Source organism: Sphingobacterium sp. ML3W (assembly GCF_029542085.1).
In the GTDB taxonomy this organism is placed as follows: Bacteria; Bacteroidota; Bacteroidia; order Sphingobacteriales; family Sphingobacteriaceae; genus Sphingobacterium.
In genome coordinates this window covers 2,553,044-2,574,629 of record NZ_CP107036.1, presented here as the reverse complement: position 1 = coordinate 2,574,629, position 21,586 = coordinate 2,553,044, and the positions used below count along the sequence as shown (strand labels likewise).

20 protein-coding genes are annotated in these 21,586 nt (G+C 38.0%); 8 read left to right on the top strand and 12 right to left on the bottom strand.

What is annotated here, in order from left to right:
* Positions 1–552 precede the first annotated feature (552 nt).
* Positions 553–1,407 carry a M57 family metalloprotease gene (locus OGI71_RS11085; RefSeq protein WP_282255513.1) on the bottom strand — a complete coding sequence of 285 codons (855 nt, stop codon included), beginning with the start codon at positions 1,405–1,407 and terminating at the stop codon, positions 553–555.
* A 193-nt stretch (positions 1,408–1,600) separates the two neighbouring features.
* Between OGI71_RS11085 and OGI71_RS11080 the strand changes: the two genes are divergently transcribed.
* From OGI71_RS11080 to OGI71_RS11070, 3 genes are all read left to right on the top strand, one after another.
* A complete protein-coding gene (locus tag OGI71_RS11080; protein ID WP_282255512.1) occupies positions 1,601–2,014 on the top strand; it encodes a hypothetical protein in 414 nt (137 codons plus the stop codon).
* 124 nt (positions 2,015–2,138) lie between these two features.
* Positions 2,139–3,038, top strand: coding sequence for a hypothetical protein (locus OGI71_RS11075; protein WP_282255511.1), 900 nt, complete (start codon positions 2,139–2,141; stop codon positions 3,036–3,038).
* A 185-nt stretch (positions 3,039–3,223) separates the two neighbouring features.
* Entirely contained in the window at positions 3,224–3,508 is a 285-nt protein-coding gene (locus OGI71_RS11070; RefSeq protein WP_282255509.1) for a hypothetical protein, read from the top strand.
* 16 nt (positions 3,509–3,524) lie between these two features.
* Here the strand turns inward: OGI71_RS11070 and OGI71_RS11065 are convergent, their stop codons facing one another.
* Positions 3,525–3,680 (bottom strand): hypothetical protein, encoded by a 156-nt coding sequence (locus tag OGI71_RS11065; RefSeq protein ID WP_282255508.1) that lies wholly within the window; start codon positions 3,678–3,680, stop codon positions 3,525–3,527.
* Positions 3,681–3,820: 140 nt separating this feature from the next.
* Between OGI71_RS11065 and OGI71_RS11060 the strand changes: the two genes are divergently transcribed.
* Positions 3,821–4,192, top strand: coding sequence for a YkvA family protein (locus tag OGI71_RS11060; protein WP_120258438.1), 372 nt, complete (start codon positions 3,821–3,823; stop codon positions 4,190–4,192).
* Between the two features lie 52 nt (positions 4,193–4,244).
* Here the strand turns inward: OGI71_RS11060 and purH are convergent, their stop codons facing one another.
* The 6 genes from purH to OGI71_RS11030 form a co-directional block, all read right to left on the bottom strand.
* Complete coding sequence (purH, locus tag OGI71_RS11055; protein ID WP_282255507.1) at positions 4,245–5,771, bottom strand: bifunctional phosphoribosylaminoimidazolecarboxamide formyltransferase/IMP cyclohydrolase; 1,527 nt, start codon at positions 5,769–5,771, stop codon at positions 4,245–4,247.
* A gap of 115 nt (positions 5,772–5,886) precedes the next feature.
* Positions 5,887–6,525: a P-loop NTPase fold protein gene (locus OGI71_RS11050; protein WP_282255506.1), complete on the bottom strand. Its 639-nt coding sequence runs from the start codon at positions 6,523–6,525 to the stop codon at positions 5,887–5,889.
* A 36-nt stretch (positions 6,526–6,561) separates the two neighbouring features.
* Positions 6,562–7,479 carry a LysM peptidoglycan-binding domain-containing protein gene (locus OGI71_RS11045; protein ID WP_282255504.1) on the bottom strand — a complete coding sequence of 306 codons (918 nt, stop codon included), beginning with the start codon at positions 7,477–7,479 and terminating at the stop codon, positions 6,562–6,564.
* Positions 7,480–7,490: 11 nt separating this feature from the next.
* Positions 7,491–8,246: a hypothetical protein gene (locus OGI71_RS11040; RefSeq protein WP_282255502.1), complete on the bottom strand. Its 756-nt coding sequence runs from the start codon at positions 8,244–8,246 to the stop codon at positions 7,491–7,493.
* Between the two features lie 114 nt (positions 8,247–8,360).
* On the bottom strand, positions 8,361–9,959 hold the full coding sequence (locus OGI71_RS11035) for a hypothetical protein (RefSeq protein WP_282255500.1): 1,599 nt from the start codon (positions 9,957–9,959) through the stop codon (positions 8,361–8,363).
* 71 nt (positions 9,960–10,030) lie between these two features.
* Positions 10,031–11,197 carry a hypothetical protein gene (locus tag OGI71_RS11030; RefSeq protein WP_282255498.1) on the bottom strand — a complete coding sequence of 389 codons (1,167 nt, stop codon included), beginning with the start codon at positions 11,195–11,197 and terminating at the stop codon, positions 10,031–10,033.
* 178 nt (positions 11,198–11,375) lie between these two features.
* Here OGI71_RS11030 and proS point away from each other — a divergent pair, with 178 nt between their 5' ends.
* The 3 genes from proS (at position 11,376) to agaR (ending at position 14,645) form a co-directional block, all read left to right on the top strand.
* Positions 11,376–12,848: a proline--tRNA ligase gene (gene proS / locus OGI71_RS11025; protein WP_282255496.1), complete on the top strand. Its 1,473-nt coding sequence runs from the start codon at positions 11,376–11,378 to the stop codon at positions 12,846–12,848.
* Between the two features lie 12 nt (positions 12,849–12,860).
* Entirely contained in the window at positions 12,861–13,649 is a 789-nt protein-coding gene (locus tag OGI71_RS11020) for a GDP-L-fucose synthase (RefSeq protein WP_282255495.1), read from the top strand.
* Between the two features lie 234 nt (positions 13,650–13,883).
* On the top strand, positions 13,884–14,645 hold the full coding sequence (gene agaR / locus OGI71_RS11015) for a transcriptional repressor AgaR (RefSeq protein ID WP_120258429.1): 762 nt from the start codon (positions 13,884–13,886) through the stop codon (positions 14,643–14,645).
* Positions 14,646–14,814: 169 nt separating this feature from the next.
* Here agaR and OGI71_RS11010 read toward each other — a convergent pair whose 3' ends face one another.
* The 3 genes from OGI71_RS11010 to rpoN form a co-directional block, all read right to left on the bottom strand.
* Complete coding sequence (locus OGI71_RS11010; protein WP_282255493.1) at positions 14,815–15,891, bottom strand: agmatine deiminase family protein; 1,077 nt, start codon at positions 15,889–15,891, stop codon at positions 14,815–14,817.
* 80 nt (positions 15,892–15,971) lie between these two features.
* Positions 15,972–16,847, bottom strand: coding sequence for a carbon-nitrogen hydrolase (locus OGI71_RS11005; protein ID WP_259182795.1), 876 nt, complete (start codon positions 16,845–16,847; stop codon positions 15,972–15,974).
* A gap of 82 nt (positions 16,848–16,929) precedes the next feature.
* Positions 16,930–18,396, bottom strand: coding sequence for an RNA polymerase factor sigma-54 (gene rpoN, locus OGI71_RS11000; protein WP_282255492.1), 1,467 nt, complete (start codon positions 18,394–18,396; stop codon positions 16,930–16,932).
* Positions 18,397–18,910: 514 nt separating this feature from the next.
* Here rpoN and OGI71_RS10995 point away from each other — a divergent pair.
* Entirely contained in the window at positions 18,911–21,160 is a 2,250-nt protein-coding gene (locus tag OGI71_RS10995; RefSeq protein ID WP_282255491.1) for a transglycosylase domain-containing protein, read from the top strand.
* Positions 21,161–21,260: 100 nt separating this feature from the next.
* Here the strand turns inward: OGI71_RS10995 and OGI71_RS10990 are convergent, their stop codons facing one another.
* Positions 21,261–21,584 (bottom strand): hypothetical protein, encoded by a 324-nt coding sequence (locus tag OGI71_RS10990; protein WP_282255490.1) that lies wholly within the window; start codon positions 21,582–21,584, stop codon positions 21,261–21,263.
* Between the last annotated feature and the right edge of the window lie 2 nt (positions 21,585–21,586).

Sequence of the window (21,586 nt, the reverse complement as noted above, 5' to 3'; positions counted from 1 at the left end):
GCCTTTATAGTGGAAAAGAAAAAGAAGAACCGTCTCGTATTTAGAAAAATGTTTGTTCGCGATAATGGTCAAAAAAAGCAATAAACGCTATGGTAACCTTGTAAGAGCTGTGGATTAATTGTAAGACATTCTATTTTGAAATATACCTGCTGTCCATAGTCTAGAAATAGTGAAACTTGTGTCCTTTCCTGATATCTTTTGTTTTACATTTCTGATAATCTTTGCAGAACCGTTTGAGGAACATCTGTCCTAGACTGAAATATTTAGATGTAAGTCTACCGACAAACTTCAAAACAAACTATTTTTTTACTAATTATTCCCTTTATTTTGGCGATTTTTTAACTTTCAGACACTACAAAAAAAAGTTCGTTTTTACGAACTCGAAATTAGTAGCAAAAGGAGTTATTAAAACATTCTATTACAAGATGTTTTCCCTAAAAACCAAATTAAGCTAAAATTGGTTTTTATTATAGATACATTAAATAACAAAAGCCTGCAAATTAAACATATGCAGACTTGATGTTATCAAACACAACTGATATTAATTAATTCTTAACTAGAAGTAGTACCTCTGGTAACATATTTAATGGCCTGTATGTCCCATGCTGAAAAACCTGCCCAATAAATGCCGCATCCAAATGAATTAAATACAGAGTTAGGGTCGGGATTTGCAGTGCTGTTGCCTGTAAATGGGACAGTATACGCCCCTACACCATCTACAAATTCAGGCTCATCGCTTCTCCAGTTGGTGTGCCTAAAGCCGAGCATGTGTCCAAATTCATGAACAATTAAATATGTCTTTTGCGAATTATCAAGATTATTCCTAAAAGAATTCAAATTAATTAACAAATCTCCCCCAATTTTAGTAAACAATAAACCATTCTCGGTTACTGAAGTAGGTGCTGTTGCCCTTCCACATGTACTCGTAGGTAAGTTTCCCGGGACAACTCTTATATTTTTCGGGTCAGCACTATTTGTAGTATAGTTTATAGAAACAATTCCCATAGATGGTGGAAAGTTGGATTGTAAATACTGGTTTATTGCAGCCTTAATTACGTTTATTTCAGCAGTTGTAAACCCCCCACTGGATTGGGGTTGGATATAGATATTTAGATTCATATCAGCACTCCTTATATAGGGAAACTGATGTGTAGTTGCTTGTCTTGGTCGAGTTGTTTTGTCTAATAGTTTAGACTTAAACAGAATAATATCGCCTTCAACAATAATTGTGTCTCCACTAATAATTACATCTTTATTATTAAAACCTAGTAATTTAAGTTTAGATTTAATTAATTCATCACTGTTTTGGATAGTATTTTCTTCTACCGCTTTTCTCGATTCGTCCTTACTACAATTTGCAAACAAAATGACTGATGCAAGTAAGGATATAAAAATATTCTTTCTCATATTTAATTTATATTAGTTTTTAAAGAAACAAATTATTGTAAAGGTTGTTTTGTTTAGATATTGGTATACAATAAATTTAATTTAAAAGCTACACAAAAGTGTATAACGCGAAATAATATAGCCTGTAGAAAATAAAAATTTCATATGTTTATGCCATATTTAAATACTCAATTACAAGTAAATTATTAAGGTTATGAAAAATATGCTCTTAATTTTTTGTGCATTATTGCTTAGTATAGGCTGCTCTAAAGAGGATTCTTATTTTAAATCAGATACTATGATAGAAGTTGCTATTGTAAATGAAAACAATGAAGATCTACTCAATCAGGACTTAGAAATATCAGATAAAATCGACAAAAATAAATTAAAGCTTGAATCTTATGGCAATAATGATATAAGTCCTTCGCCGACAAAAGGGAAACTGGCACCTGATATCCTATCTCCTAATTACTTCACAATTATGGAGGTTGATGGAAAAAACCATCTCTCCTTGATTTTCCCCCGTCTTATTAAACCTCATTTTTTGAAATTAGATTATAATGAAGATGGTTTCCCACCGGATGAACTAAAAGTGGAATTGATCAATAATAACGGAACAGTTGTCTAAGACAAGATATATCTGAATGGTAAAAGAGTATAGGATAGTGATGATAAGAAAAAAATAATTAAATTCAGAAAACAGATATTCATTTTCCATTATAAGTATTGGGATACTTATTAGTATAATATAAATGATGAATAGATATTGTAAGTCACTAAAGGCAAAATTATGTAGTACCCTATTTGGATGCATTTTTCTAATTATAAATGCTTATGGTCAGGTTTCTTCGTCAATTTCCTTTCATAGTGGTATTGAGGGTAATAATTTAAAATGGTCAATTGCAGGAGACATGAGCGGTCAAAACCCTAACATTCTCTCTCAATTAAAGTTTAAAGATATTACATCTTTGGGTACTCAGATAATTGGAGAAGTGAAAATCAAAAAAATTTTACTAATTGCTAATGCTGGAGCTTATAGAACAATCCATGGCAGTGGTACAGATATAGATTATAGCGAGGATAATCAACAGTCCGAAACATACAATTTAAATTTTCAGAGCAACACTGGTTATTCTCAAAATGCTGGCTTTTCTATTATTTACAATATATGGAAGGCGAGTATATTAAATTTTTATTTCGGAGTAAGTTATTCATCGCGAAAACAAAAATATATGTTAACCTCTGATGAGGTTTCATCATTAAAAAGCAGTTATAAGGCAGCGACGAATGCCTTTGGCCCTTATCTGTTAATGGATTTTAAACTTCTCAAGAAACTAAATTTGATTTATTCGGCTTCAATAAATAAGCTCACTTATTCAGCCGACGCCAATTGGAATCTCTTTGCTATATATATGCACCCAAGGAGCTTCGCCCACGAAGCCACAGGTATTACAATTAAAAATTCAATACAGATATCGCGTAATATCAATTCGTTCCTAGATTTAGTATTTTCGGGAACCTATCAAGTTGACAATGTAAAAGAAGGAATAGATAAATTATATTATAATTCTGGAAATATTGAAATGACACAATTTAACGGAGGAAACATTCGCCTTTTTAGGCTCTCTTTAGGATGCAAATTTAAATTATAGCTAAAAGTAATAGCTTTTTATTAGCAACTTTAGTTCCCCAGCTCTAGTTTTTTTATAGCTTATACCTCGATAGAGTATAGATTTTGACATCAATGACTAGATAAATTCGAAAATCGATGCCCAGTCAACTCGGACGACTTTGACCAGATGAATAATTAACCTAGGAGAGTTTAAATGCTCTTCTTATGGTTTTTTATACTTCGTTCGATCTGGTCAATCCGCCACGGAATCGAGTGGTTTTGATAGCACCCATAAAATTGCCTGCCAAAGCAATGAATATTTTAAAGTACATCAGTGTTGGATTGGGAATTCTAGAAACAGTGCTGGAAGATGAAAAAAGCTCCCACAAGGTGACCCATCAGACTTGGGATAAGGAGACCGCAATGTTGGAACAATTAACGGACGAAAATCCAAAAGGACAGAGTTTAGAAATCCGACCTGGAAAGGAGGAGGCCAATGAAATGGAATGATATCTGTATTTCGGCATTAGGTGGTACGATCTGTTCCATCTGGATAAATTTTTTGGGAGATCGTACAGACTGTGCTAATGGCTGCATTGCGCCCCTTGGTCAGTTTTGTGGTCAGTAGGTTATTGGGACGTGTCACTGGGTGAAAGAGGGATGGCCCGTAGTTTGCATTCAAAAAAGTGAATCCGTTTACTTTATTGAGGCGGATTCAATCGCTATTATGATCAATGCTGATTTGCAAATCACGATAATGGGAGACTATTAGGACGAAGGGAACAATTTGGCTTAATTAAAAAATATTGATAATTTTGAATTATGAACAGTAGAATCAAAAAGATTGCAACAGGTATGTTTGAACGTTTTAGACATCGTAAAATCACTGAAGCGGAGCTGTCACAGGCGGAATCTAAGGCAAAAAATCTAGGAAGCTATGTCGGTGATTTTAAATTGCTGATCGCCATGTGCAAGGATGCAATCACTGGGAAGTTCAAAATGAACAGCTGGAATCTATCCATTATTATCGGAACGATTATTTACGTGGTCTCTCCGGTAGATGCTATTCCGGATTTTATTGCTGTAGGTGGTTGGTTAGATGATGTTGCTATTGTTGCCTATGCTATCCGGAAACTTTCGGAAGAAATAGAACGATACAAATCAGAACGCTTGGGCTGGCAGGTAAACAAATAAAAAAAGCTACTTTGTAAAAAGTAGCTTTTTTTATGAGGCGATTGGATCGTTCTTAATGTTTGAAATGTCTCACACCTGTGGTTACCATTGCAATTCCTTTTTCATTAGCCATATCAATGGATAATTGATCTTTGATAGAACCACCTGGTTGCAATACGGCTGCAATACCCGCCCCAGATGCAATTTCTACACAGTCAGGGAAAGGAAAGAAAGCATCTGATGCCATTGAACAACCTTGTAGGTCGAAACCAAATGAAACTGCTTTTTCAATTGCTTGCTTTAAGGCATCGACTCTTGATGTTTGCCCAACACCCGATGCTAACAATGTACCATTTTTAGCAAAGACAATGGTATTGGATTTTGTATGTTTTACAATCTTATTCGCAAAATATAAATCTTCCAATTGTTCAGCTGTAGGTGTTACAGTTGTTACTGTTACCATTTGCTCAGGTCCTTCGATTGTATTGTCCTTATCTTGAAGAATGACACCATTCAATAAGGTTTTGAACTGTTGGCTAGGTAGTTTTACATCTTTACGAACCAAGATAATTCTATTTTTCTTGGCGGTAAGAATAGCAATTGCTTCCTCCGAATAAGAAGGTGCGATTAAGACCTCGAAGAATAAATTATTGATCTCTGTTGCTGTTGTACCATCCACTTCGCCGTTGGTGATTAAAACCCCGCCAAATGCTGAAACCGGATCACAGGCCAAAGCATCTAACCAAGCTTGTTTAATTGTTGGTCTTGATGCAACCCCACAAGCATTTGTGTGTTTTAGAATAGCAAATGTGGGTTGTTCAAATTCGTCGATTAAAGCGACAGCTGCATCTACATCAACCAGATTGTTGTACGAAAGCTCTTTACCATTTAATTTGTCGAACATGTTATCCAGGTCGCCAAAGAAAATACCTTTTTGGTGCGGGTTTTCACCATATCTCAACACCTGAGCATTTTGCTCGGATTGTTTAAAAACTTCAATTGGATTCTCTTGGTTAAAATAATTGAAGATTGCCGTATCATAATGCGATGATGTATTGAAGGCGCGTTTCGCAAATTCTTTACGTTGCTCCAAAGAAGTATTACCTTCTTGGTTCGCTAGGATTTCTTCAAGCGCTTTATAATCATTTTTAGAAGAAATGATAACAACATCATTAAAGTTTTTCGCTGCTGCACGAATCAATGAGATTCCACCGATATCGATTTTCTCTATAATATCTTGCTCAGAAGCTCCAGAAGCAACAGTTTCCTCAAATGGATACAAATCCACAATAACCAAATCGATCTCTGGTATTTCATACTGAGCAAGTTGCTGTTGGTCCGACTCAAGCGGACGGCGTGCTAAAATTCCACCGAACACCTTTGGGTGTAAGGTCTTAACACGGCCTCCTAAAATCGAAGGGTAGCTTGTCAAGTCTTCAACTGGAACGACATCTATCCCTAGGTCTTTGATAAATGTTTCTGTCCCACCAGTGGAATAGAATGTAACACCGTATTTGTTTAATAATTCAACTAAAGGAGCTAGGCCGTCTTTATAATAGACTGAAACCAAAGCATTTTTAATCTTTACAGGATGGTTCATTATGATGGATTTGTTTCGTGGCGCAAAGATAAGAATTTAAAGTCTTGATGTCAATAAATCAAGTACTTTTAAATAAAGACGGGCTTATTTATACCTAAGCCCGTCTTTATCTACGTTATACTAAATTGAGTTTTGTTTTCAGCTCTTCAGAAATCTGATTGGTAATATCCCAGATCGGCTCCGGTTCGTCCGTATTATTGAATATAACCTGATCACAAGAATGCTGAAACGGTAATAAATACTCATTATAAGAGGGGAGGACATGATTCACCCATTTGTACATAACATCATCCTCAAAGTAACCACGTTCAACCAAATCACGGTGTAGCCTTCTTCTAAGCGCAATATCCTGATCAGCGCTCAAGAATATCTTATGATTTATAAGCGCATTTATTTCCGTGTAATAGAAAATAAAAAGTCCTTCGATAATCAATATCGGAGCCGGTTTTATCTCTAATATTTTTGGTGTTAATGAAGGATTATTAAATGTATATTCCTCTTTATAAATAGTATCTCCATTAAAGAGTGCTTTAATATCTTTATAGAAAGCTTCTCTGTCTATGGATGTTGGGATATCGAAATTATAGAGTCTATTTTCTTCCTGCGTTTTTGTATTGGCTGGAATATAATAGTCGTCTTGGGAAATCAATGTAACTTCATCAGTTTTGAAATGTTTCAAAAAGCTATTCAAAAAAAAAGTTTTTCCAGAACCACTACTTCCGGCAATCCCTATGACATACGGTTTGTTATTCATTCTTGTTTTGTGCTGCAAGAGCTATTTTTATTTTAATTAATTTTCTAAAGGTAATCCGTAGGCGATCTCTACCTGAAAACGTTTATCTAATGCTCCAATACTTGCCGCTGCGGACTTTGATAACACCACAATAGCATTTTGGTTTTCAGCATTATCATTAAATTTGCCGACTACTTTCGCGTAAGTAACGCTTTTAGTCATTGGGTTGGTGATTTTTAGGATCGTTCCTACAGGTGCACTTTTATGGAGCGCTAGATTGCTTGTTCCTTGGGAAGACAAACCATCAATCCAAACACCAATTCCCCGCTCAGCTTTTTCCCGTATTCCGTAGCGGTTTGTTGAGATCTGATTTTCTTCTTTGTCGTCATCGTTTGTAGAATCTGGGACAACGACTTCTATACCTTTAGGTTCAACCAATTTTGGTCTTTCAGGTGGTAGCGGTTGATTTGGGATCATTAATTTCATGCCGCCACCAATCGTGTTGTTCTTTAGGTTGTTGGCTTTTTTGATATCTTCGACAGTTATGCCAAATCTTTTAGATATGGCATAGAGTGTTTCTTTTTCACCAACGATATACGCTGTAAAGCCTTGTTGAGGGTCATTTGGAGTCTTTTGCGCTGTGCTTACCGGTGTTTTAGTCGCAATAGGTGCAGGTTTTCGACCAGTTGGCACTTTAACAATCTGGCCGATACTTAATGTACCGTTTCCATTTATTTGCGTGAGCTGGCCCACGGTGGTTTTGTACTTTTTGCTGAGTTGGTAATAATTATCGCCTTTTTCTATTTTGAAAAGGACAAATTCTTCACCATTGACTATTTCTGTCCCAACTGAGTCAGGGATCGCGGTTGTACGTATGGAGGTGAGATTTTTAGCTTCAACCTGTTGTAGAGATAGCATAGAAATTGATAAAATGGCTACCTTTTTATATGTATTTAATTCGAATAATAGTTTCATATATTTTGCAATTATACTAAATACGAAACAAACTCCCGTTTATTGTCTGTCAAAAGGAATATTTGTTTGTTAACAAGAAAATAGATGTTGAAAAACTTTAAAGGCAACTGAGTTACTGCCACAACAGATTCAATTAACCTATCTTTTGTTGATCGAACTATCCGGATTTGATAGTGATTATCTTTGTTTTTTTCATAGAAAGCCCAAATAAAATAGTCATCCAAAGCACTTAGCCAAATTTCGTCATCTGTTGTGAAATCTGTCAAAAAATGGGGTATTTGACCATTGTATATTACTGGGTAGACTATTTGGCTATCAAAAGGTTTAAAAGACTCTTCCTTTTTGTCTTCAATGGACATTGTTTTTAGATCTAAAAACAATTGCATTCCTTGTGCGATCATTTTGGGTCTGAGTAGTATACCATCACTGACCATCTCTAGGAAAATGTAGTTAAACCAGGTTTCCTGCTGTTGTGGCTGATAACAGTTTATAATTTGAACACCAGCATCGATGGGTGAAGTGTCCGAGATTTTTTTTAGGATGAGTTTCTGACATTGAATTCCAGCCAACACCCACTCCTTGCTCATGGCTTTGAAGTCCTGAAGGACATAATCTCCTTCAAAAGAAATCACATTGAAATAGGGAAGTGTGTCTGTTGGATTTCTGGTCTCTACTGCAATCAGTCTATTCTCGGCATCGATCTCGATCCGCCAGATGGGATAAGTAAATAGAACATTGAATGCTTTTGAGACTGTCTGATTTGTCATGTGATTTTCAACCAAGAGGACAAATTTACTAAAAGCTTTTAAATTATGGTTGTTGGGATTGTAATAAATAAAAAACGTCCAGACAAGCTGGACGTTTTTTCTGAGAAGAATCTCTTAAAATTTAGAACCGATTGTCAAAACGACATTTGTTCGTTGATTTTTTATATCTGCGGCAGGGCTGGCCGTATTCCAAAAATCTTCAGCGATAGTATAAGGACTTTCTTTGTAATTGACAGCATTATAAGCTCCTGTCAAATCAATATACATTCCGCGTCCAAGTTTTGCGCCTATACCCAAAGATGCGGTATAGTTTGTATAGTCCGCATTTTTGTACGGATTACCGCTATAATTGAAACCAGCTCTACCACTAAAAACGTTATCAAATAAAACTTCACCACCTATACGCGCATTTAATGCGCCTTGGTATGTGTTTTTAATGTTTTGGTTCATCTCTTGTTCCAAGGTCTTATTATATGCGCCAGCATCTTTAAAACGCATCGCTCCATAATCCACCCATTCCACATCTGCGGTAATCAACCCGCTGGAAAATACCTGACTAGCGCCTAAGGAGAGTTTGTATGGTGTATTCATATTATACTCTAAATAGCTATAGCCTGCTTTATCACTGGTACGGTATTCTTTAAAAGCCTTATCCTCATTTGGCTTAAAATAACGAAATTCCGAATTGCTGTAAGACTCATCTCTAATGCTCATAAATGTCGGCGATTTCGCTGTAAAGCCCATGCTGAAAGTAGGTGTGAACTTATAAATTACCCCTAATTTGAAATCTACACCTGTACCATCAGTCACTTGTGCATAGTCATCGTACAGCTCATAATCTTTATCCAGCATTTCACGCTTACTAGCATACTCCGCACCTGGTTTTAAGAAGTCAGACTTTGGATTTGCTTTTGTCATTTGCGCTACATTCATTGTTTGGCCATACTCAGTAAACCAGCTCGAGTTGTCATAACTAAAGGCTGTAAACCCTAAAGCTGCCCCCAAATACAATTTATTGCTGTAGTTTGCGCCGAAAGACAAGACAGATTCTGATTTACTTCCTTTCTCAAGGATGGAATTTACTTGATTAAAACCATCTTTTCCATTATAGTTACCAAAACTTGTAATAGGCAAATAGGATCCTTGTTTGTTAGGATCTACATCAAATAACAAAGAGTTACCGTAGACTTCCTGGCCCCAACCACTCAATCCTCCTGGCGCAGATAAACGGTCCGAATAAGCATCTGTTATCGAACTGGTATTATTAACACCTTTATATTCCAATAGGTTGTTGTAGACATAATTGCGGTTGTAAGCAATACCAACATTGAAGTTCAACCAGCCTTTTTCGAGGCTTCCCCCATTCCGGTAGGTAGGCAAATGAAAAACAATTCCGGCATTATCCAGATTGAAATTGTTTTTGCTGCTATTTGTATTCTGTCCGAAATAATCTGTTTTATTTTTATTATTAAGGTATCTACCTGTTACCGAAATGTCTGATTGGTTAAAATACCCCAAACCAGCCGGGTTGCCGGTAATTGAACTAATATCGCCACCCAAAGCGGTTGAAGCATTTCCCATGGCTTTGAAGCGAGCAGTACCACCATTGTCCCCTTGGGAAAATAAAAGTACATCTTTCGTGTATTGCGCCTGGGCAGTCCCTGCAGCACCGATTAAAAATGCAGTTCCAAAAAGTAATTTTTTGATTGTCATATGCTAAAATATCGTCTATAATAAGCAGTAGCACACAGGGTAATGTATGCTACTGTAAGCTATTTTTATGATTAGCGTGTACGTCCGCCGCTGGATCTGGTGCTACCACCGCCGCCACCACCAGAGAATCCACCACTGGATCTGGTGCTACCGCCACCGGAATAACCTCCACTTGAGCGTGTAGATCCACCATCATAACTTCTTGTTGGAGGCGTATATGATGGTCTTGATGTCGAACCTGGATTGCTTGAACGAGTTTCCATGGAACGGCTCATTGGACGAGAAACATCACCGGAACTTGAACGGGTTCTTGAAGTTCCATTGGAGCTCCGCATGCTTGGGTAAGTTCCATTGGATCTATCCGATGTCCGTGTTCTGCTACCATCTGTATATCCGCCTCTTGTTGAGATACCGTCCGAAGACCTTGTTCTACCATTTGATCTGTCATAGGAAGAAGAACTACGTGATATAGAACCATCAGATGATCTAGTTCGGCCACCAGCACTTGATCGCGTGCTAGCGACTGAAGTAATACGTCCTCTGGAGTCACGGGCTACACCTGTACGGTCATAATTCCCCGAACTTCTGGTACGGGAAGAGGAGGTCCGCACATTATAGTTGTCTCTATAAGTTGATCGAGATGAAGCATAACGAGGTCTTGAATTACCCCAATAGCCACCGCCCCAATAACCGTTACCATGCCAGCCAGATCCCCAGTAGCCACCGCCATACCAGCCACCCCAAGGGTTATAGCCACCATACCAAGGGGATCCCCAACCCCAACTAGAGCCCCAGCCCCAGCCAAAACCAAGAGACCATGAAGAACCCCAGCCTGAATTCCAACCCCAGCCTAAACCGAAGGAAGGACCATATCCGTACATACCACCAAATCCATAGCCATACCATGGATCAAAGAATGGATCAAAATAGGTCATTCCGGGGGACGCATAGTAGAACCTGTTTATACGATTCGCGTATTCTAGATCTTCGTAGGAATCATTGTTATAATCCTGGTCTGAATATTCGTCATCATAGTAACCGCCTTGAGCCTGTCCTCCTTGTTGAACTTGATCCGCATCTGTGTAATAGTAATCTGGACTTTGATAGACTTTCTGTCTAGCCTGTCCATTATTGCCATAGACATCGTCGCCATAGATTTGCCTGCTAGTACCGCAGGAACCTAACATAAATGCTCCTGTCATGGCAAGTGCTCCGATAAATAATCTATTTTTTTTCATAATATCCTAAATCGTTATTTTCGATTATACAGCCTTATTTACTATCTTAGACGCAAATTTCTCGAGGGGGTTTAATCGAAGTAATCAAAAATACAAATATTTTTTATTGAACGCTTTTTGTATTGGAGATACAGACGAGATTTAACGTAATAATGTTACAATAATTTATCAATTTCATATGAGTAAAGGAATAACAAGTCGTGCAGAAGATTATTCACAATGGTACAATGAACTTGTGATCAAAGCTGATCTGGCTGAAAATTCAGCTGTACGGGGCTGTATGGTGATCAAACCATACGGATATGCTATCTGGGAAAGAATGCAAGCAATCTTAGACAAAAGATTTAAAGAAACAGGCCATAGCAATGCTTACTTCCCTTTATTCATTCCCAAGTCGTTTTTTTCTAAAGAAGCTGCCCATGTGGAAGGTTTCGCTACTGAGTGTGCTGTGGTCACACATTATAGATTAAAAAACGATGGCACCGGAAAGATTGTGGTGGATGAAGATGCAAAGTTGGAGGAAGAGTTGATTGTACGTCCGACTTCTGAAACGATTATATGGAATACGTACCGTGGTTGGGTCGAATCTTACCGTGACCTGCCAATTTTGGTTAACCAATGGGCAAATGTGGTCCGTTGGGAAATGCGTACGCGTCTTTTCTTACGTACAGCAGAGTTTTTGTGGCAGGAAGGACACACTGCACACGCAACTAGGGAAGAAGCTATTGAAGAGACAGAACGTATGCTTGATGTCTATGCTGAATTTGCTGAAAATATTTTAGCTGTACCTGTTGTACGCGGACGGAAAACTGAAAACGAACGCTTTGCAGGTGCATTGGATACCTATTGTATCGAGGCTTTAATGCAAGATGGTAAGGCTTTACAAGCGGGAACGTCGCATTTTCTTGGGCAGAATTTTGCAAAGGCTTTTGATGTAAAATTCACATCCAAAGAGGGGAAACTTGAACATGTTTGGGCAACATCATGGGGTGTTTCTACCCGTTTGATAGGAGCCTTGATCATGGCTCACTCTGATGATCAAGGATTGGTATTGCCTCCGAAATTGGCGCCAATTCAGGTTGTTATTGTTCCAATTTTTAAAACTGAAGAAGAAAAAGCGCAGATTGATGCATTCGTAGATCAGTTAGTAAACGAACTGAAGGTAAAGGATATCTCGGTGAAATACGATGATCGCGATACACAACGTCCCGGCTTTAAATTTGCTGAATGGGAATTGAAAGGTGTACCGGTGCGTGTAGCTGTGGGAGCAAGAGATATGCAAAATGGAACGGTGGAGTTAGCACGTCGCGATACACAAACAAAAGAAACTGTCGCCCAGGAAGGATTGGCTGGAAATATTGAACAGTTGTTGCATGTAATACAGGAAAATATTTACCAAAAAGCCTTAAACTTTAGAACATCTCATTTTACTGAGGTGAACTCTTACGATGAATTTAAAGAGGTCCTGGAAGGTAAAGGAGGATTTATTTCTTGCCATTGGGATGGAACAATAGAAACTGAGAAGCGTGTAAAAGAGGAAACAAAAGCTACAATCCGTTGTATTCCTTTGGATGCCAAAGAGGAGGAAGGTATTTGTATATTTACGGGTAAACCTTCTAGCCGACGCGTTTTATTTGCAAAAGCTTATTAATATTTTGACCTTATGCGGATACTAATTTTAGGATGTGGATGGCTGGCAGAATCGTTTGCCATGGATATGAAACATCAGGGACATGAGGTCTGGGCAAGTACAACACAATATGAAAAATACCATCGGCTTAAAACTGATGGTATTTTTTCGTTTATTGCTGACTTTGATAAAAGTAGTGTGGTGCCTGATGTGCTTATCCCGGGCCAGTTCGACTTCGTATTAAATAGTATTCCTGCCAGCCAAAAAAATAGTCTTTCTGTTTTAGAAACTCGTTTTTCGAATATTAAGGAATTTCTTGAAAACATCCAATGGACCAAACAGTTGTTTTTAAGTTCGGTTGGAATTTACCCAGATAAAGATGTAGTCTATAGTGAGTTGGAATCAGCTGGAATTGAATTTTCCGAAAAACTTTTTTTGGCTGAGCAGCTAATGTTGCAATTGCCCAATACTTATGTATATCGACTTGGCGGCTTATTTGGTAAAAATCGCATTTTCGCCAAATACTTTGCCAATCGTATCTGCACAACGGGTGAACAACCGGCTAATTTTGTCCATATCGATGATGTTGTGCAGTTGATTATGTTGGCTTCTGTTAAGGACCTAAGTCATCGTGTTTACAATGTTGTGGCACCCATGCACCCTAAGAAAAAGGATGTGATCCTGGCCTCTGCACAAAAGTATGGTTTCGATCTGCCATCGCAATTTGAACATGGGGATCATTTTCAAAAAGTAGTCTGTGGAAATCTGCTTCGAATGGAGCTGGATTACCATTATATTTGGCCCAATCCTTTGGAATTTTGAATTTATTGAAATCCAAAAACTTTATCTTTTTAGAATAAAGTATAATTTGCTTTATATAGAGTGTAAATAATTAAATAATTTCATTATTTTAACGTCAGTTCTGCTAGGAGAATTTGTATAGAATATCTAAAGCTAAAATCTAGCATTGGTTTTAGTTGATATTTTATATTTTCTAATGTATCTGTATGGATAAACAACTGGTGGATTTAATATTTTAGCGCATATAAAAGAACCATGACAAACGTAGAGCGACATCAATATATTTTAAAACAATTAAAAGAGGTAGGTATAGTCCAAGTGATTGACCTATGTGAGGAACTGGGTGTATCTTCTGTTACCATCCGAAAGGATCTTACACTTTTGGAAGAGAGTGGTCTGCTTTTTCGGACCCATGGAGGAGCTACACAATACAATCCGTATACGACGGATCGCACAGTATTTGAAAAAGAGAAACTTCGTTCGGACGATAAAAGTAGAATCGGGAAGAAGGCTGCTGAGATGATTGAAGAAAATGATTCCATTATTATTGCTTCCGGAACAACAATGCAATCGCTGGCTAGACAGATTGTCCCTAAGGGAAATATTACTGTGGTAACTTCAGCGCTGAATGTTGCCATGGAACTAATTAAATACCCATCAGTTGAAATTATGCAGATGGGAGGTACATTACGAAAAACTTCTACTTCAGTCACTGGAAAATACGCTGAAAATTTACTGCATGATTTTTATTGTAGTAAATTGTTTTTAGGGGTGGATGGAATAGACCTGGAGTATGGTGTGTCAACATCCAGTGCGCAAGAAGCTCAATTGAATCGTATCATGATAGATACAGCCCAAAAAGTAGTTGTACTCGCTGATTCGTCCAAATTTGGAAGACGTAGTTTTGGACGAATTTGTGGCTTCGAAAAAATTGATATATTGATTACAGATGATAAAGTGAGTGCCGGATTTGTGGAATCATTGGAGAAGTCCGGTGTGCATGTCGTGGTTGTCTAGGTTCCTATTTGTCGCTCCTACGATAAGTTAATGTGGAGCATTTGTCGCGAATAAGTAGCAAACTTTGCTATAGATAGATCTAATTTGATAGTGTTTGTGAGCAGGCATTATAAACAGACGGGCTTCTTAATATATTAAGAAGCCCGTCTGTTTATAATATAATTTACCTTTAGCTTAGCGCGGGCTCTTGCTGACTCAAGCAATGAAAACTACCCAGTCCCCAGATAATGTCTACGGAGTTAATTCCGATAACTTTTCGTGTCGGAAAACATCCCTGAATAATATCCAATGCTCTTTGGTCATTAGCGTCGTTGAAAACTGGAACAACGACAACATCATTTGCGATATAAAAATTTGCATATGACGCCGGAAGTCTGGTGTCCTCATAGATCACTGGTGCTGGCATCGGTAGCTCGACGATATTAAGCGGTTCTCCGTTTAATAATCTGAAGGAACGAAGTGTTTCAAGATTTTCCTGGAGGATGGCATAATTTTCATCTTCCGGATTTTCTTCGACAACAGTTAAAACGGTGTTTTCATTCACAAACCGTGTAATGTCGTCAATATGACCATCTGTGTCGTCTCCAATGATTCCGTCACCTAGCCATAATACCTGATCTTGTCCATAGAATTCTTTGAGGTAAGTCTCAATCTGTTCTTTCGTATAATCAGGGTTTCGGTTTTCATTGAGCAGACATGCTGTTGTCGTCATCACTGTTCCGGCTCCGTTGAATTCGACAGAACCACCCTCCATGACGATATTCGGTGTGAATAAAGGAAGGTTGAACTCTTTAGCTATCCGTGTAGGAACGACATCATCCAGATCAAAGGGTGGATACTTGCCACCCCAGGCATTATAGCCCCAATCAACAACCGCTTTTGCGCCTGAATTTTGATTGATCAGGAAAGCGGGGCCATGATCTCTACACCAAGCGTCATTGGTTGGATTGAAATAAAATTCAATATTGCTTAAATCAGCGGTTACTTTTTTCAATTCTTCGATGGCAAATGCCTTCATATCTTCGTCAGCAACATTAATTCTGACTTTCTGTCCAACAGCAACAGCTTTAATGAACTCGCAATAGGGCTGGTATATGGTGTCAATTTTTCCAGGCCAAGATTCCTCCTTATGAGGCCAGCTCAACCACAAAGCTTCTTGTCTTGCCCATTCTGCGGGAAACGAAAAACCTTGTTTTTTGGGAGAGTTGTCAAAATATGCCTGTGTGAAAGTGCTTTCTTGTTCCATGCTTTAAAATGTAAAAAGCCATTTTAATCTGTTCTTCTTTTGATGAATTACAAAATTAAAATGGCCAATATGATTTGATATTAGTCTTCGTCAATAAAACGTTTGGTGATTGGAGAATATGTTTCAATTCTGCGATCCCTTAGGAATGGCCAGTGTTTTCTGAAATAATCAGATTCAGCTAGATCTAGTTCAACTACTTCAATTTCTTCTTTATCGTGAGAAGCGAGGTATAACAGTTTACCTTGTCCATTTGCAACAAAGCTACCGCCCCAGAATTTCATGGCGCCATCTTGCTCAAATCCGACACGGTTGACAGATACCACTGGTACGCCATTTGCTACAGCATGAGAACGCTGAATGGTTTGCCAAGCATTGTATTGATCTTTGTTGGTTTCTTCGTCCTGATCTGTAGCCCAGCCAATCGCAGTTGGGTAAAATAAAATTTCGGCACCCATTAATGCAGTGATTCTTGATGCTTCCGGATACCATTGGTCCCAACAGATTAATATACCTATTCTACCAAATTTTGTTTTGAAAACTTTATAACCTAGATCACCCGGTGTGAAATAGAATTTCTCATAAAATGCTGGATCATCTGGGATGTGCATTTTACGGTATTTGCCTAAATAGGAACCATCAGCATCTAATATGGCGGTCGTATTATGATAAAGACCTTCAGCTCTTTTTTCAAATAATGAAGCGATAATAACGACTCCTGCTTCTTTCGCAACAGCAGATAGGGCATCTGTAGATGGACCAGGGATAGATTCAGCCAGTGCGAAATTGTCATAATCTTCTACATCGCAGAAATATAAAGAGGTAAAGAGTTCTTGCAGACACACAATTTGCGCACCTTTTGCAGCGGCTTCTTTTACTTTAGCGATTGCTTTTTCGAGATTCTCTTGTTTGCTTGCGGTACAGCTCATCTGTACAACTCCAACTTTTACTTTGCTCATTCCTTAATGCTTATTTAATTCGAGCACAAAGATACTATTCTTAATTTAGATTTGATTGTCACCCGAAAAACAAAAAGAGCTCTTAGAGCTCTTTTCGTAATCTTGCAACCGGTATGTTTAATGCTTCCCGGTATTTAGCTACCGTTCTGCGAGCGATATTGTAACCTTTTTCTTTGAGAATCTCGGTCAATTTCTCATCGGCAAGTGGTTTGCGCTTGTTTTCTTTTGCAATGCACTCTTCAAGTATTTTCTTGACCTCTTTATTCGAAACTTCCTCCCCGGAGTCTGTTTGTATTGCCTCAGAGAAAAATGATTTTAATAGAAATGTCCCAAATTCTGTTTGCACATATTTAGAATTTGCCACACGGGAAACGGTTGAGATATCCATGTCGATCTTATCCGCGATATCCTTTAAGATCATGGGTTTCAATTTACGGTCATCTCCAGTAAGAAAATAATCGTATTGGTATTCCATGATGGCATTCATTGTCTTGAGCAGTGTCTGTTGACGTTGTTTGATTGCGTCAATAAACCATTTTGCAGAATCGAGTTTTTGTTTGACAAACTGTACCGCTTCCTTCATTTTCTTGTCCTTTTGATCGGATTTTTCGTAATGTTCAAACATGTGCTGATAATCCCTGCTTATGCGGAGTTCTGGTGCATTACGTCCATTCAGAGTTAAATGCAGGATGCTATCATTGTTGCTGATATGAAAGTCTGGGATGATATGGAGTTGTTTTCCGGCTACTGCACCAGAGTCACCTGGTTTGGGGTTGAGCTTTAAGATTTCATTGACGACATTTTTCAAGTCCTCAGAAGATACGCCTAACGATTTCTCTAGTTTGTCATAGTGCTTTTTAGTGAACTCGTCCAAATAATTGGAGACGACTTTAATAGCAAGTTTAATGGTTGGATTGTTCGTGTCTTTTTTTTGTAACTGTATCAAAAGACATTCTTGTAAATCTCTGGCACCAATTCCTGCAGGCTCAAAATCTTGAATCACTTTTAGCATTTCTAACACTTCATGTTCTTCGGTCATTACATTTTGACCAAAGGCCAGGTCATCTACCAGATTGATGATCGGACGTCTTAAGTAACCGTCGTCATCCAGACTGCCGATAATCTGTTGGCCCACTAAAAAGTGCTTATCATCTAAAGCGAGGAGGTCTAATTGTTGTTGTAATTGTTCATAGAATGAATGTTGAATGGCAACGGGCATTTCTTTTCTTTCATCGTCGTCATCACCGTAATCATATCCATTTCCGTAATCTTTGTAGTCGTCTTCTTGTATATAGTCTTCCAAACTGAAATCATCTGAATCGAATCCTTCTTCGTTATCGAAGTTGTCATCCGGATCTTTATCTGGATATTCTTCTATTGGATCGGTCATATTAGTCAAGCTACCATCTTCTAACGCGGGGTTTTCTTCTAATTCTTCTTTTATTCTGGCATCTAATGAAACTGTTGGTACCTGCAACAATTTAATAAATTGAATTTGTTGTGGAGACAGTTTTTGTAATAGCTTTTGTTGTAATGTCTGTTTTAACATGCTAATAGTTGACTAGTTTACATCTAAATTTAAACAAATATCATTATTATTTTAAAATAAAATAGATAATAAATCAAAAGTAGGTATAATATTTGCGGAACCTAGCGACTAACTTATTGATCTAAACAACGTCCTTCTTCATTTTTTTGTTGTTTTAATTCCATAAATTGGAAATAGCAAGTCATGTACGGGGTGTTTTTTGTCAATTGTCCCCGCTCAAATACATGCTGGTTTTTTATTGTTAAAAAATGTAAATAGTTGGTTAGGGACATTTATTTAGTTGTATATTTAGCCCCTGAAACAGATATAAACGCATATTGGGTGGGGGATAAAACCTTTTGATGATTCAATATGTTGAATATAAGATAAATTTCCATTTATGTTTAGACGTATTAAGAATCGGATTCTTCGTTATCTCGTTATTGCAATATATTTCGTTATAGTTTTGGTTTGTGCTATACAACTTAATTTTTTGTGGCTTTTTGGCTACTCGCCTACAAAAAAAGATATCATTATGCCAAGTGTCAATATTTCGACAGAACTGTATACTGCTGATAGTGTATTGATAGGACGATATTTTGACGAGGATAGAAATCCAATCCCTTTTGACAGTATTCCTAAAACTGTTATCAATGCATTGATAGCAACCGAGGATGTGCGTTTCTATCAGCACAATGGTGTTGACTTTTTGGGGCTTGGTTCAGGCATTGTTTCAACATTAAAGGGAGATAAACGTGGAGCGAGTACGATAACGCAACAGCTTGCTAAGAATCTTTACCGCACCCGTTATAATAAGGCGGGGGGACTATTGACACGTTTGCCTGTTGCAGGCTTGGTCATTACCAAATTTAAAGAGTGGATGACCGCTTATAAGCTTGAGCAACGGTATACGAAGAACCAAATTTTAGAAATGTACCTTAATACAGTTTCTTTTAGCAATAATGCATATGGTATAGAAACCGCTGCAAAACGTTATTTTTCAAAAGGAGCAAATCAATTGAATCAAAATGAAGCGGCTGTATTGATTGGTATGTTAAAGGGAACGACCTTATATAACCCGATCAGAAATCCGGAAAAGGCATTTGACCGCAAAAATACGGTATTGAGCCAAATGCATAAGGGTGGCTTTCTGAAAAAAGAAGAGTATGATGCGCTGGTTAAAGAAAAGATAATTTTGAATACCAATAATCAAGATGTGAATGCCGGAGGGGATTCATACCTACGTACGGCTGTAGCTAAATGGTTGGAAAAATGGGCTGAAGAGAATAATTACGATATCTATACCGATGGGTTGAAGATTTATACAACCATCAACTCTAAGCTTCAGAAGCACGCTGAAGAGGCTGTAGCAAAACAGATGACGGAATTACAGCAACGTTTAAACAATACTTGGGATGGCCAGGAACCATGGCGGGATCTTTCCGGAAAAGTGATCCCAAACTTTTTGGAGAACCTAGCTAAGAAAACACCTTACTATGAGTTTCTGAGTAAAAAATATGCCAATACTCCAGATAGTATCAATTTCTTCTTGAATAAGAAGAAAAAAATGGAAGTATACAATTGGAAGGATAATGGTAAGATTGAAAAGGAAATGTCTACGATGGACTCCCTGAAATATTATGCGATGATGTTGAATGCGGGAATGATGTCGATGGATCCTTATTCGGGCGAGATTAAAGCTTGGGTAGGGGGGGTAGATCATCAATATTTTAAATATGATCACGTGATGCAGGCGAAACGACAAGCGGGTTCGACATTTAAACCTTTCGTTTATTTGGCAGCTTTAGAGTCTGGAATGTCACCTTGCGATAAGATTACGGATAAACCTGTTACAATAAAGATTGATAAGGGGGATTCTGTTGAAGTATGGGAACCTAAAAATGCAGATTGGAATTTTTCCTATCGGGAGATGTCTTTGCGCCATGCTATGGCTAGATCCATCAATTCGGTTACTGTTCAGTTGACGGACATGGTGACACCTGCAAAGGTAGTGGATGCTGCTCAGCGCTGTGGTATTACAAGTAAGCTAAATCCAGTAGCGTCTGTTGGATTGGGACCTAATGATGTGTCGGTATTTGAGATGGTTAACGGTTATTCTACGATGATGAACCATGGTGAGCGGGTAACACCGATACTGGTTTCTAAAATTGAAGACCATGATGGAAATGTGATTGCCACTTTTCAGGCGGAACGCAAACAGGTGGTCGATAAGCAGGATGCTTGGTTGATGACCTATATGTTGAGAGGTGGGATGGAAGAGCCAAGAGGTACATCGCAGGGCTTGTGGGAATGGGATCTTTTTGATAAAGAAAATGAAATTGGTGGGAAAACTGGAACTTCCTCAGAATATGTTGATGGTTGGTATATGGGGGTGACTAAGGATTTAGTCACTGGAATCTGGGTTGGGTGTGATGAAAGAAGTATACACTTTAAGAATTCGCATACTGGCGAAGGTTCACGTACAGCCTTGCCTATATTTGGTGTATTTTTAGAATCTGTTTATAAGGACAAGCAACTGGGCTATACACAGGGTAAATTCCCTGAATCTACGGTCGAAATCACGAAATCCTATAAATGTGAGACACCGCGTTATAGCGATCCGGAGCCAGAACAAAGTGATTCAACAAATGTTGAAGAGCAGACGGACGAGGGGTTTATTGGGCCTGAAGAAGAGTCTACAGAGGGTGGAACTTCTGAACGCAATAATAATGAAGGTGGTGCCGGTGAAAACACAGGAGCGTTAGAGAATACCTCATCAACCTAAATTAATAAAGCGTTTATCCTCTTTTGGATCTATAACAAAATAATAAATAGCAAGCTGTCTAATGAGAATTGGGTGGCTTTTTTTGTCCTATTATTTATAGCTAGGCCGCGTAATTGGTGTTTCTCTTTGGGTAGGCTTGGTGCTGTTGCGGGTAGAGGTTATTCCAATTAGGATTATTCTTGCGAATAACTCGTTCTATCTGCATGCGTGTGAAATTTTGCAATTCGTTCATTCTTCTTTTTGCGCATGCTAATTTTGAAAAAGCTTCAGAATAGATGATTCTATTTAAATGGGGACCCTGTTGAAGAATAAAGCTATTGGTTTGTTGAAGCTCCATTACTGTGCTAAACATATTGGATGTGAAGTCGATTTCAAAGTATCTTCTGTTGTTGTCTGTTAATATATATACAATAAAATTGCTCATAA

Coding starts and splice junctions, on each gene's coding strand:
- OGI71_RS11085 (WP_282255513.1), bottom strand. CDS start 1,407: ATGAGAAAGAATATTTTTATATCCTTACTTGCATCAGTCATTTTGTTT.
- OGI71_RS11080 (WP_282255512.1), top strand. CDS start 1,601: ATGAAAAATATGCTCTTAATTTTTTGTGCATTATTGCTTAGTATAGGC.
- OGI71_RS11075 (WP_282255511.1), top strand. CDS start 2,139: ATGATGAATAGATATTGTAAGTCACTAAAGGCAAAATTATGTAGTACC.
- OGI71_RS11070 (WP_282255509.1), top strand. CDS start 3,224: ATGGTTTTTTATACTTCGTTCGATCTGGTCAATCCGCCACGGAATCGA.
- OGI71_RS11060 (WP_120258438.1), top strand. CDS start 3,821: ATGAACAGTAGAATCAAAAAGATTGCAACAGGTATGTTTGAACGTTTT.
- purH (WP_282255507.1), bottom strand. CDS start 5,771: ATGAACCATCCTGTAAAGATTAAAAATGCTTTGGTTTCAGTCTATTAT.
- OGI71_RS11050 (WP_282255506.1), bottom strand. CDS start 6,525: ATGAATAACAAACCGTATGTCATAGGGATTGCCGGAAGTAGTGGTTCT.
- OGI71_RS11045 (WP_282255504.1), bottom strand. CDS start 7,479: ATGAAACTATTATTCGAATTAAATACATATAAAAAGGTAGCCATTTTA.
- OGI71_RS11040 (WP_282255502.1), bottom strand. CDS start 8,246: ATGACAAATCAGACAGTCTCAAAAGCATTCAATGTTCTATTTACTTAT.
- OGI71_RS11035 (WP_282255500.1), bottom strand. CDS start 9,959: ATGACAATCAAAAAATTACTTTTTGGAACTGCATTTTTAATCGGTGCT.
- OGI71_RS11030 (WP_282255498.1), bottom strand. CDS start 11,197: ATGAAAAAAAATAGATTATTTATCGGAGCACTTGCCATGACAGGAGCA.
- proS (WP_282255496.1), top strand. CDS start 11,376: ATGAGTAAAGGAATAACAAGTCGTGCAGAAGATTATTCACAATGGTAC.
- OGI71_RS11020 (WP_282255495.1), top strand. CDS start 12,861: ATGCGGATACTAATTTTAGGATGTGGATGGCTGGCAGAATCGTTTGCC.
- agaR (WP_120258429.1), top strand. CDS start 13,884: ATGACAAACGTAGAGCGACATCAATATATTTTAAAACAATTAAAAGAG.
- OGI71_RS11010 (WP_282255493.1), bottom strand. CDS start 15,891: ATGGAACAAGAAAGCACTTTCACACAGGCATATTTTGACAACTCTCCC.
- OGI71_RS11005 (WP_259182795.1), bottom strand. CDS start 16,847: ATGAGCAAAGTAAAAGTTGGAGTTGTACAGATGAGCTGTACCGCAAGC.
- rpoN (WP_282255492.1), bottom strand. CDS start 18,396: ATGTTAAAACAGACATTACAACAAAAGCTATTACAAAAACTGTCTCCA.
- OGI71_RS10995 (WP_282255491.1), top strand. CDS start 18,911: ATGCCAAGTGTCAATATTTCGACAGAACTGTATACTGCTGATAGTGTA.
- OGI71_RS10990 (WP_282255490.1), bottom strand. CDS start 21,584: ATGAGCAATTTTATTGTATATATATTAACAGACAACAACAGAAGATAC.